This window comes from Staphylococcus intermedius NCTC 11048, assembly GCF_002902385.1.
In the GTDB taxonomy this organism is placed as follows: Bacteria; Bacillota; Bacilli; order Staphylococcales; family Staphylococcaceae; genus Staphylococcus; species Staphylococcus intermedius.
Map to the genome: position 1 here is coordinate 1 of NZ_PPQH01000069.1, position 11735 is coordinate 11735.

The 11735-nt window shown below is 28.6% G+C and carries 14 protein-coding genes and 2 pseudogenes; 11 read left to right on the forward strand and 5 right to left on the reverse strand.

The annotated features are described in order from the left end of the window. The first annotated feature begins 117 nt into the window (after positions 1-117). Positions 118-738, forward strand: a complete 621-nt coding sequence (locus CD138_RS11900) for a hypothetical protein (protein WP_019167320.1) — start codon at positions 118-120, stop codon at positions 736-738. Between the two features lie 40 nt (positions 739-778). On the opposite strand, the gene CD138_RS11905 is transcribed toward CD138_RS11900, so the two are convergent. The 3 genes from CD138_RS11905 to CD138_RS11915 are packed head-to-tail and all read right to left on the reverse strand — an operon-like array spanning position 779 to position 2827. Beyond that, positions 779-1063: a hypothetical protein gene (locus CD138_RS11905; protein WP_019167319.1), complete on the reverse strand. Its 285-nt coding sequence runs from the start codon at positions 1061-1063 to the stop codon at positions 779-781. Positions 1064-1082: 19 nt separating this feature from the next. Further along, the gene (locus tag CD138_RS11910) at positions 1083-1304 is read right to left on the reverse strand and encodes a hypothetical protein (protein ID WP_019167318.1); all 222 of its coding nucleotides are present in this window, start codon (positions 1302-1304) and stop codon (positions 1083-1085) included. Positions 1305-1354: 50 nt separating this feature from the next. Then, a complete protein-coding gene (locus tag CD138_RS11915; RefSeq protein WP_019167317.1) occupies positions 1355-2827 on the reverse strand; it encodes a replication initiator protein A in 1473 nt (490 codons plus the stop codon). Between the two features lie 608 nt (positions 2828-3435). Between CD138_RS11915 and CD138_RS11920 the strand changes: the two genes are divergently transcribed. The 4 genes from CD138_RS11920 to CD138_RS11935 all read left to right on the forward strand — a co-directional run bounded on the left by CD138_RS11920 (position 3436) and on the right by CD138_RS11935 (position 6051). Beyond that, on the forward strand, positions 3436-3846 hold the full coding sequence (locus CD138_RS11920) for a hypothetical protein (RefSeq protein ID WP_019167316.1): 411 nt from the start codon (positions 3436-3438) through the stop codon (positions 3844-3846). A 147-nt stretch (positions 3847-3993) separates the two neighbouring features. Then, on the forward strand, positions 3994-4977 hold the full coding sequence (locus CD138_RS11925) for a hypothetical protein (RefSeq protein WP_019167315.1): 984 nt from the start codon (positions 3994-3996) through the stop codon (positions 4975-4977). A 24-nt stretch (positions 4978-5001) separates the two neighbouring features. After that, on the forward strand, positions 5002-5769 hold the full coding sequence (locus tag CD138_RS11930) for a ParA family protein (protein WP_019167314.1): 768 nt from the start codon (positions 5002-5004) through the stop codon (positions 5767-5769). A 15-nt stretch (positions 5770-5784) separates the two neighbouring features. Next, a complete protein-coding gene (locus CD138_RS11935) occupies positions 5785-6051 on the forward strand; it encodes a hypothetical protein (RefSeq protein WP_019167313.1) in 267 nt (88 codons plus the stop codon). 501 nt (positions 6052-6552) lie between these two features. Here CD138_RS11935 and CD138_RS11940 read toward each other — a convergent pair. Together CD138_RS11940 and CD138_RS11945 are read right to left on the reverse strand one after the other, a co-directional pair. Next, a pseudogene (locus CD138_RS11940) lies at positions 6553-6752 on the reverse strand (plasmid replication-associated protein). Positions 6753-6757: 5 nt separating this feature from the next. Further along, positions 6758-7552, reverse strand: coding sequence for a ParA family protein (locus CD138_RS11945; RefSeq protein ID WP_019167312.1), 795 nt, complete (start codon positions 7550-7552; stop codon positions 6758-6760). Between the two features lie 412 nt (positions 7553-7964). Here CD138_RS11945 and CD138_RS11950 point away from each other — a divergent pair, with 412 nt between their 5' ends. From CD138_RS11950 to CD138_RS14820, 6 genes and pseudogenes are all read left to right on the forward strand, one after another. Next, positions 7965-8813 carry a DnaD domain protein gene (locus CD138_RS11950; protein ID WP_244913350.1) on the forward strand — a complete coding sequence of 283 codons (849 nt, stop codon included), beginning with the start codon at positions 7965-7967 and terminating at the stop codon, positions 8811-8813. 740 nt (positions 8814-9553) lie between these two features. Further along, positions 9554-9700, forward strand: a pseudogene (locus CD138_RS11955) (IS6 family transposase); the annotation flags it as partial. Positions 9701-9953: 253 nt separating this feature from the next. Next, positions 9954-10634, forward strand: coding sequence for a hypothetical protein (locus CD138_RS11960; protein WP_142379560.1), 681 nt, complete (start codon positions 9954-9956; stop codon positions 10632-10634). An 81-nt stretch (positions 10635-10715) separates the two neighbouring features. Further along, the gene (locus CD138_RS14815) at positions 10716-10946 is read left to right on the forward strand and encodes a helix-turn-helix domain-containing protein (RefSeq protein ID WP_019167309.1); all 231 of its coding nucleotides are present in this window, start codon (positions 10716-10718) and stop codon (positions 10944-10946) included. A 134-nt stretch (positions 10947-11080) separates the two neighbouring features. Beyond that, on the forward strand, positions 11081-11416 hold the full coding sequence (locus CD138_RS11970) for a helix-turn-helix domain-containing protein (RefSeq protein WP_019167308.1): 336 nt from the start codon (positions 11081-11083) through the stop codon (positions 11414-11416). 50 nt (positions 11417-11466) lie between these two features. Beyond that, positions 11467-11673: an IS3 family transposase gene (locus tag CD138_RS14820; protein ID WP_373364650.1), complete on the forward strand. Its 207-nt coding sequence runs from the start codon at positions 11467-11469 to the stop codon at positions 11671-11673. Positions 11674-11735: the final 62 nt, after the last annotated feature.

Genomic DNA, 11735 nt, shown 5'->3' on the forward strand with positions numbered 1-11735 from the left:
CCGTGCTATGAAATTAGTCATATGTTGGTCAATTAAGGAAATACTACCAGTTAAAATGATAATTAGTTATATTTTTTCTGACTTTGCAACAGAACCCTTCATGAAAGGATGATTTAGATGCAACAAATTGAATCACTAGGATTAACATTAGGTGTCATTCTATTATTCTTAACGGCTTATGTATTTTATGTACTGATAAAACTACTACGAAAAATCTACTTTAAACACAAATATACACGTTGGTATGTTTTACGTGATTTCCTTGTATCATTAGGGATGTTAATCCTAGTAACAGTGTTATTTACAATTGTCTCAACGCTATATATGGATACATTACTACCCATTAGTATTTCAGGAATGTCAGAAGACGCACTCAAATTGTTACATGGCAGTGTTGCTATATTCAGAAGCTTTTTATTGCTATCGCTACTATTACCACTATTTTTACTAGCTTTATATTTTATATACGTAAATATATTTATTATTATCCGCTTCAGAAAGCAACGCAAAAATAACAATACAAATAACTTACTTAAAGCTATACACGATAAAGATGCAACAAAAATGATAGAAATTATGAAACAGCAAGTGAATACTAGCAATAATATTAATAGACGTTTATTATACTTTAAAAATGATTCATTATTGCTACAGACACTTATCGATCATAAAGAGTATAAACTAGCTAATCATCAAAATAATATTATGAAAAATAAAAAACTACGGAAATTTTATTAAATACAAGCTCTTATAGTCATTTTTAGACTATAAGGCTTTTTTAGTTCTCCTCTTTACTATCATCAACTTTTTCTTTAGTGGCCGAAACATATTTTACATGTGCTTTATTTACTATGATATAGTTACAATCCCCGTTACTCAGTTCTTTTTCTAACAATAATTCATATGTGTACACATAAACTAACTTTGCTGATATCGCTTTTCCATCCGTAAACACAATTTTAATTTCTTTGTTTAATAAGAATTCAAAACCACTTTGAGGATATTGTTTTTTTCTGTCTTTAGGCAGCTTTTTATCATTTTTTTGAGGTTTTTTATTATTCATTAAGTATACCTACTTTCTTTTAAATTTCTTTTATGTAATTAATAGATGTCTTATCTACTGTAGTATATACAGTTTCCCCCTCTATAACTTGTTCAATGATGAATACATAGGAATGGTGCTTAACTAATTTACCCTTAATAGGTTTATCATTATTCATATCAACATACACCTCTTTATCAACAAAGTGATAGAGTGCAGCACGTTTAAATTCCTTTAGTTTTTTTTTCTTACGTTTAGCCATATTATCCCTCCTTAGTGATAAGCATTAAATATGGCAAGACAAAGCGCTTATTAAGCAGAGTATGTTTTGTGACGCATACTTTTATAAGCTCTCATATATACATCTTTGCTACGTTTAACTAATTCTAATTGCTCCTCCGCAAATTCGCTACGGTCTTCTAAGATTAATTTACACAATTCTTCCCCATATGCAGCTTCTAGAGTAATTAAATATTCCCAAATTGTATCAATAACGGCAGTTTTAAAATACCCACTCATTTGGCGGGGTGTTTCATTTTTAGTTTTCATAGTTCTTGTAACGCGGTGGATTGTATTAGCTAACTCTAATTCCATTTCTTCAAGTGTTAAATCTGAGCGCTGGTCTGAATCTTGATTGTATTTGTTAATTTCATTTTTAGTTTTGCACATAATACTCATAAAAGCTCTAGCATCTTCAAAATTATAAGGTTTTAAAGCTAATACTATTTGTTCTGGAAAGGCGTCAAAGTAAAGATTACGTTGTTGATCATTGTATTTAAAAGAATCTTCATCATCTTGTTGGTTAAAAGTGTTGTGTTTGAATTGATAGTTATTTGTTTCCCCTTTTTCATTATACATATCATACATATCATTATTAATAGTATTACTATATTTAGTATTAATATTACTAGTATTAATTGACTTAAATTTTTGAGGGGTGCCAACTAAAATTTTTGATGTATTAGGCTTAAAAAATAGTACTCTTCTAGTATATTTAGGTGTTATAGCCGTTAGTTTATACTTTGTTGTTTTAACCTTACGTTTCATATTCTTAACAGGTAGAGCAATAGGTTCGTATACATAATAACGTACATATGTTTTACATGATTCTTTTACAGAAAGTTCCGCTTGTCTAATTAAACCTAGAGCTATTAGTTTCTTTTTAGCTTTTATAAGAGTAGGTTCACTAATATTAAGTAATTGAATTAAAGTATTATTTTGAATGCATGTAAAGATCTTACCATGCTCATCAATATACTTTGTAGTTGATTCACTGTTAGCAATTGAGATACGGTACTGATTTCTAATTATTGTGTATACTAAACGATCTGTAATAGACAGTTTACTATAGTAGTCGTGTTCTAAAAATTTAGGAATTCTATAAAAGGTATACTTATTATTATTATAAGTTGAAGCGGCATTTGTAAATTCTAAGTCAGATTCAAAAGTAATTTTATTTGGTTGATTCCCTGATGTTACTTCCTCTTTTATTAACCCCGCTTCAATGAGCTGGTTAATATGTGATTTTGCCGTCGCTTCACTACTCTTTAAAAGAGATGCTATAGCTTTTCTAGTAATACGTAACACATAACGGCCATTTGCATCTTTAACAGCATAGCCATTTCTTACATCTTTAGTAAGTTGATTAGCTAAGATAGAATATAAGTATTTTACTTTTAATTTTAAGTGGCCATATTGTCTTTCTGTGAAAAGAAAAGTGTATAGTTTGTTGAATTCTTCTAATTTATTATCTGTGTAGATCTTATATTTAACTTGGTGTGTCATAATAAAAAATCCCCTTCTCAATAAGTATTTATTGAAGAAAGGAAAGTTTAAAGAATATGTCAAAAAGCATGGTTTATCACTTATTAAGTAACAACCAAATTGTTTAACATTCTAGCTAACAAGCAAATAAGGTTGAAATCTACACTGTAGACGTATATAATAAACATAAATAAAATTTGAAGCTTAGAGTTTTCGGTTTGCTTGCTTTCTAGCTTGCTTACCTACTAACTACTAACTTTTTGGCTTGCTCTTTAAGCTTTTGGCTATAGCTTATTTTGCTTGTTAGTTAACTCTTTAAGCTTACCTTTCTCTAAAGCACAGCTATTCCAGTAGTTGTGTTTTTTATTTTTCTAGAAAGTATTTATAAACTTAAGAATATATTATTAAATTTGTGACCATTATATCATAAGTTACTTTTAAAATGAAACCCTATACATTATTTTAATGACGAGTTTTTCTTTGAGTGATTTTTCTATAATTGTAATTAGGAAAAAATTTAGAGATTTAAATTCACAAGTTATGACAAAATCAATCATCAATTTGCTTTCATTATTATCGTACGTTACAATAATGATGAAATTTATTATTTAATAGAGGAGGAATTTTCTATGCATTACCTTTATGAAGGGGTTAAAAACCTTATAGAAAGTGATATTACCGCAGCAGAAATCGGACGACAAACTAAGACGGCAGAAGGTACAATTCGACAAATTAGATTAGGACTTAGAGAAATTGAAGGTATTAGATATAAAACATTAGTTAAATTATATGGATATTACAATCAAGTATTGCTAGAAAATTTAGAGGGTGATACTAATAAAATGTACCTTAATGAAATTGATAAGATAAAAAAGATGAAATCCTACGAAAAAAACTACTCTAATTTAAATAATGTGAATAAAAATATCTGGCTATCAATCAGTATGTTACTTGATGAATTAGAAGTTGAATCTGATGAAGATAAAGAACGCTTATTACTACTACGCAAATTTAATGATTTATTAATAAGTGAAAGTTAAGAGTGTAAAACACCGATAATTTTTATTATTAAAACTACAAAAGTAACCAAATATTATAGTTTTTCCTTGAATTATGGCCCTGGTTATATTATCTTTAGATAAGAACCTAATGCGTCTACAGTATAGACGTAAAAGTGAAGTGTAAATGTGACGGCATTAATTAAAAGTGCAATACCATTAGATCCAGAAGCTAAGGCGCAGGATAAGAATGAATATAGTAGAGAAGATATATCGGCTTTGGAAGCAAGAAAGTTATATAGAGAAGGTTATATCCAATCCAATAAACATTTTAGATGTCCGAATTGTGAGGAGGCTTTAATAACCTGTAGAAGTATCGATGGAAAACGTAGCCCTAACTACATAGATCAAAATCAAACAAATGATATGCATAATAGTAGATGTCCTTACAATTGGTCAAATAGGGAACAATCCGCTTCTGAAAGTAATAATGAAGAACCTAAAACGCAACAAATAGTTAGCGGTACATATAAAACACACAATAAAGGAATGTTTTTTTCACAACTTAAAACAAAATCCAAACGTAGTGATAAGTCCAAATCTAATAATAGTGAGGATTTAGATACTACAATTGAAAGTAATAGTAGTTCTAGATCGAAAGATAATTTAAAAACTAAAAAGGTACACCAAATACCCAAAACAATAAAGGATTTTGTTACTTTGTACTTAATGGATAATAACTTCAAAGTAGAAAAAAACGGAACCATTTTAACAGGAGAGCAAATATTTAAACCTATTGGCTATAATAGGACTTTAGCGGTTAGAAAAGAAAAGAATTATTTCAATATATTCTTTGGAGAAGCTTTCATTAATGAAGTTAAAAACACACCTAATGTTTTAAGTATTAGATTTTGTGACTTTGTTTACTTAGATAAAGTTGATAAGCAAAGACCTTCATTTTTAATTAGTAAAGATTTGTTGCAAAAAGAATTCTCGGAAGTTTACAAACTTTATGAAGAATATCCAAATAAAAAGTTTAGTGTCTATACAACACTACCTTATTACATTGAAGACGAAAAATACATTAACTTTGGCGACACTAAAGCAAATGAGAGAATAACTTCAACATCGGAAGAATTGATAAACAATATATATCACAAAAAACGTCTATAGTGTAGACGCAAAGGAGGTTTTAAAATGAAAATCATTTCAGTTTGTGCTATTAAAGGTGGCGTAGGTAAAACTATGATTGTTTATAACATGGCCAAACACCTGGCATATAATAACAAAAAGGTTTTACTGTTTGATTTTGACCATCAATGTAATTTATCTCAAGTATTTGATAATGATGAACAATCTAGTACAGTTAGAGGAATATTTACTGGTGAAGACGTAGAAATAAAAAGTGTGAGTGATAACATTGATTTAGTTTCAGGTTATTACTTTTTGGATGAAGTTGAAGAAGAATTAGAAGCTGGTAGAGAAAAATATTTATATCTATATCAATGGTTTGGAGATAACTATTCATCTATACTAACCAACTATGATTACATAATCATTGATACGCATCCTGATTTTAGAGCAGCCACAAGAAATGCGGTAGTGGTAAGTGATATTATCATTAGTCCAGATGTACCAGGTGCAAACAATCAAGAGTCTCTAGCCAATCTAACAGTTAGATTTAAAAATTTCCAAGAAAAAGAACATTTATTAGAGGGCAAACTTTGGTTTGTTGGTAATCGTATTAAACATAATACTAAACGATCACGTAATTTTAAGAACCTTATTGAATCAGAAGAAAAATATCTAACCTACTTTGAGGAAAAAGAATTATTTATTGAAGCAGCGGAAAAACGTACTTCTGTTGATGAATTGATGGAAAATCCCGTTTACAAGTTAAATCCTTCTCACAAAAAATATTACGAAAACTATAAAAACACGATGAATACTATTATTAACTGCTAAGTGAGGTGTCTGAACATGTCAGAGCAATTTGAGAATAAATTTCAAAAGAATTTGAGTGAAGAAAATAAAATTAAGCGGGATAAAGAAGAAAAAAACCGTAAAAAAAGAGCTATTCCTTCATATAAAACCCGAAAGACAATTGTAATAGATGAAGAAGTGAATGAGCTATTAGATAATCTGATTTATGAGGAGTACTTTAAAAACAAGAAAAAGTTAAATAAAAGACAACTTGCTAATGAAATCATTAAGGATTATGCAGCACGAAACTATCCTCATTTATAATCAATTAATAAGGATACTAACAATAATATCTTATCTTTATGATGTAGGCTATTATTTTATTTTAAGATATATCTTTATTGTCCTAATTTATAATGAAAGCTTAATCTGCATCAACAGCACAATATACATAGAGTATCATTATCCATTTATTTTGATATATGTCTTATCAATAGGCTTTTTTATGCTTTTCCTTCCAAAATTGATACAAGGAGCATATTCTTGAACTCTAAGATGAAACTTTATAATACTTTCATCTGTTTATCTATATATTAAAAAGCAAATATATCGAAATCTTTTTTGTTACAAGAATGGTATAGTCCTAACTTGGCAAAAGAAGCAAATTTTGTCACTCACAAATGTAACTTGTTGCTTGTTACACGAAACTTCAATATTATTTATCGCTTTACGACTCCTATATTCAATTAAATTTAGAAAAAGTGATCAAAGAGTTTTTACTTAACAGCATTGCGAGCTATTTTTCATTTTATAGTAGTAACTATTTTAATACTTATTTTTTGCTAAAAATTCTTCCAATACTTCATCAACTATAGATTTTATAGATGTATCTCGATCTAGTGCCATTTGATTGAGTCTTTTTTTATATCAGTATCTACTCTCATAGTAGTACTCTTAGAAATTGGTTTATAATTCTCCGTATATTTTACTTCAGATGTATCAATATTATCTAGAAATCCGGCCATAAAAATCACTCACTTTCAATTAAATTAATTCTATCGACTAATTCTTCATAAACCTTATTAAACATATGAATAACTTTTTTATCATGCATATCTTTATCTTTTATTCCATCGACAGCAAATTTTTTAATTCTTTCTCTTTGATAAATTTGATTTTCAAAAAGAGCTTCGGAAAATGCTGATTTAGACATATCTAATATTTGTTTGTCTACTCGTCCGCTTTTTTTTATTAAAACTGGTATAGCTCCAACTAACTCAAATTTTAAATCTGACTCTTTTTTTCTATCCCTTAAAAAATTAACAAACGAAAGACTGCTTTCATAAGCAGATTGTTGTGTTTGAAATACCATTAAGATATAGTCACTAGCATAAACAGCATTATTGGTAAAATCTGAGTTAATAGTAGGGGGGACATCTATGAATATATAATCAAAGTAATAAGTTTCCTTAATTTTCTCAATCACATTATTTAAAATGTATCTTTTCTTTAAAATATTAGTCTTGGAAATAATATCGGATAAATTAGCTAAAGATGAGTCGGCTGGCAATAACGACAACTTATAAGTTAATTTCACGATACTTTTCTCTATATCACCATTTTTTAACATATCTATAAATGGAATTTTTTCTTCCTCAAAATCTGAATATGTTCTTTTCATAATCTGAGTGGCATTCCCCTGTGGATCAAAATCTATTAGCAGTACTTTTTTATCGTATTTTTCAGAAGCTATATAAGAAAGTAAAGTAGCTACTGTAGTTTTACCTACGCCACCTTTAAAATTTCCAACTGTTATTATACTCAAAGTAAACCCTCCTATTTTCACCACGCATGTTACTTTTTGAAAGTTACAAAATTCGTTGTATCTTATTGTTTACTTTGTTACTATTAACTTAGATTTAAACTAAATAAAAAGCGTTTAATCGTTGGCCCGATTAAACGCTAAAGGTAATAAATGCTAACATATATGCTCTAAATGATGCAATATTTATATATTTAAGTATTTTTTATTATATAGTATGGATAATGTGAATTCAAGAGTGAATTCTTATCTATGTTGTGAAAGCGTTTTATTACCTCTACCAAACAGGAAAAGAGGTTTTTATTATGTCTAACAATTATTTTACTATTCAAGAAAATTATAAAGAACGTTTCTACCAAATACCAAAAGTTTTTTTATAAATGAACAATACAAAAAATTATCTAATGACACAAAAATTGCTTATGGAATTTTACGTGATCGAGTCGAATTATCGATAAAAAACAACTGGGTAGACGATTTAGGAAATATATATTTTATTTATACAGTGAAACACTTAGAAACAATTTTAAATTGTGGCAACAAGAAAGTAATTAAGATAAAGAATGAACTAGAAGAAGCAGGATTGTTAGAGCAAAAAAGGTTGGGTTTAAACAAACCTAATATGTTATATCTAAAAAAACCTACTATCACTCAAAAAGATATTTATATAATAGATAATTACGAAAATAACTTGAAAAATAACGATGAATTTAATAGCACCAAGGAAGTGTCAAAACAACACTTCAAGAAATGCCAAAATAACACTTCTAAAAATGTTAAAACGACACCTCAAGAAATGTCAAAACAACACTCTAATGATACTGATATTACTACTACTACTACAAAAACTGTAGCAAGTGGTAGTAGTAGAGAAAAATATTTAATTAAACTTATAGAAGACAAGATGTCTATTAGACCTACAAAAGCATTTATAGAAAAAATCGCTTCATTAAGTATAAACATGTCTGATGAACTTGTAGAGTATGCTATCAAGTATGCTGCTGAAAACGGGAATAATCCTAAGCAATATTTATCTAAGATATTAGAAGTGTGGTCTAATAATCATATTTATGATTTGAAACAAGCTCAAAACTTTAATGTTAATTCCAACATAAATTCAATGAAAAGTAAGGAAAAAACACCTAGATGGATAACTCATCCTGACGAATTTAAGTTAAAAGAGGAAAATGATCAAGAATTAGAAACAGAAGCTCAAGCATTTATAGATCACTTAACTAAAAAGAGGAGAAATTATAAAGAATGAATCTTTAATTAAGCTATACAAAAAGATTAAGGATTAAGAGATGCTATATATCTTCGTAAAAGCGTTCGCACACTTGAGTTTAAAGTGCTATATTCTGTGCAAAATCGAAATCTTGGTTTGTGGAAACTTTACATTTAATTTTGAGATGTATTTAGCCCATATTTGCGTTTTAAAAGACGAGAAAGGTTTCTCGTCTTAAAAAGTATATGATTTTAAAATTCGCTTTTAAAATGGAAAATAGGACTATATGACTATCGTAGTCAAAATTAGAAGGAAAATTTTTAAAAATGTGTCCTAGGATAACAAGTAAAAAAACATCTTAATTAAACAGTGTTTAACTAAGATAGTCACGAGAAATCAAAGAACCCTTGATTCCGAGTTTCTTCAGATGTGCCAGTTTTATGGTTTGTTTTATGATCTGACATGAATATGGGGATAAAATACCCTATAAAACTATATATAAATCAAGATTAAGTAATCTTATAAACTGTTAATCTTTGTGATAGAAGTTGCTAAAAAAAGGGTGAGCAAGTAGATATTTTATCTAGTGTAGTGGTCTTAATTGCAGCGCTTTTACTTTTGATTTACGGAGTATATCCTAACACTTAGTTTTCTCGTTTATTTAGGATGCGCATTTATGCCGAGAAAAATTTATTGATCAATGAGAAGAACCCTTAACTAAACTTCAAGACTAATGTCGGCATAGCGTGAACTATTAAGCCGACCATTCGACAAGTTTAAAGAAAAGGTACCAAAGTATCAATAGGGCAAAAAATACAATCAAAGTCATTGAATGTATTTACGGATTATATGAAAAGGACCGCAGGTCTCTTCAGATCTACGGATTTTCGCCATGCCATGAAATTAGCCTCATGTTAGCAAGTTAACACAAATTATTATTTTAAAGATAAGGTTAGGCACTTATTTTTCAATTTTGCAACAGAACCGCCTGTACTTTGGTATATAAGTATTGAAAAGCAAACAGATAACACAGCTATATGGAAGGCTATCGTATGGGATGAAAACCATAATATTATAGCCAAGGAATCGTTTCATGATAAAAATAAATTTGTATGGATATAGCCTAAGTAGACGGAAGGAGTGGAAAATGTGGTAATAAGTCATAAGCAGAAGATGATAATGTATTTAACGCAAAATAACAGAGAAAAAATATATGAGTATATAATGGGATATATGAATGTCAGAGATATTTTAAAAGAAACAGGGGCTCCAAGGTATGCATTTTACACAGCAATAGAAGAAATTAATCCAGAAATACCAAAGCTCAGAAAAGATAATAGAGATGAGCAACTAAAAATAATTCAAAAGCAGATATTAAGAAGTATACCGTTTGTGTATTTAAAATTCGATATTGGTAAATTGTTTGGCCGAAATGGTAATTTTAAAAAAGAGAGCATTCAAAAGCAAAAGACAGCTATACTAAGACGTTTAAACGATTCTAACTTGAGTCTTAATGATTTTATATTTGTATCAAAAAATTGGATGGAGAGTTGGTACAAAAAAGTATTAATATATGAAGATCATAAAAAAGGATGTACAGGAATGTCGATAGCTCGTCGATATAATGTTAGTACTACTTTTGTATACACATTTATAGCTAAGATAAATGATAATAATAGGTTAATAGATGCAGTATGTTTTGAACAAGAACGAATAATAATAGAGAATATAAATATATTAAGGGACTACAGAAAAGGAAAAACAATAGAAAATATTTCTAAGGAGTATGAAATAGAAGAATGGTTAGTGAATATAATAATAGATTGTATGAATGAAATAGATGAAAGTGTGAAAAATTGAAAATAAATATAATAACAAAAAGTGATATGCTCCCTATAAAGTAGACACTTAAAAAGTGAAAACTTTATAGGGAGTTTTTGTATGAGGAAAAGTAAACTAACACTTGAGCAATATCACCAAATCTTTCATTTGTATGAAAAAGGATATTCCTTTCAAGCTATTATTGAAAAGCTCAATCTAGATATCGATAAATCTATATTATCGCATGCTTACAATAAATATATTAATCATGGGGTAGAAACTTTGTTAATTCGGAGAACAAACCATACTTATACGGCAGAGTTTAAAAAAAGGTTATTGAAGAACATTTAGTCAACGGAAAATCCATGAGTTCAATTGCAGCTAAATATAATATCCCCTCTCGTGAAACTGTACGAAAATAGATAATTAAGTATACTGAAGGAAAAGAGAATAAAAATTATTCTCCTATTCCGGAGGTCTATAGTATGAAATCAAAAAATACAACACTTGAAGAGCGTATAGAAATTGTAAAATATTGCTTGAATAACGGATTGAATTATAAAGAGACAGCTAAGCACTTTAATATCAAATATTCTCAAATATATGCTTGGGTAAAAAAATATCGTGAGCATGGTGAATCAGGACTTTATGATGGACGAGGCAAAGGTAAGCCGACTGAAATTTTAAGCACAGAAGAACAATTAAAATTGAAAGTCAAAGAATTACAGTCAAAAAATAAATTTCTTGAAATGGAAAATGAAGCTTTAAAAAAGAAAAAACAAATCGAAAGGCAGTTGATGAATCAAAAGTACGACACATAGCCTCTTATATAACAGTAGAGGAACTTAAACATCAATATCCTATAAAATGGTTGTGTAAAATTTTAAGTATATCTAGATCAAGTTATTATAAGTGGTTAAATCGAGAAACACCAAGTCTAGAAATTGAAAATGAGAAGTTAAAAGAAGAAATTCTTCGAGTTTTCAATTTTTCGGATGGTACCTACGGTTATAGAAGGATTTATATACATCTAAGATTATTCACGGTTCTGTTGCAAAGTCAGAAAAAATATAACTAATTATCATTTTAACTGGTAGTATTTCCTTAACTGACCAACATATGACTAATTTCATAGCACGG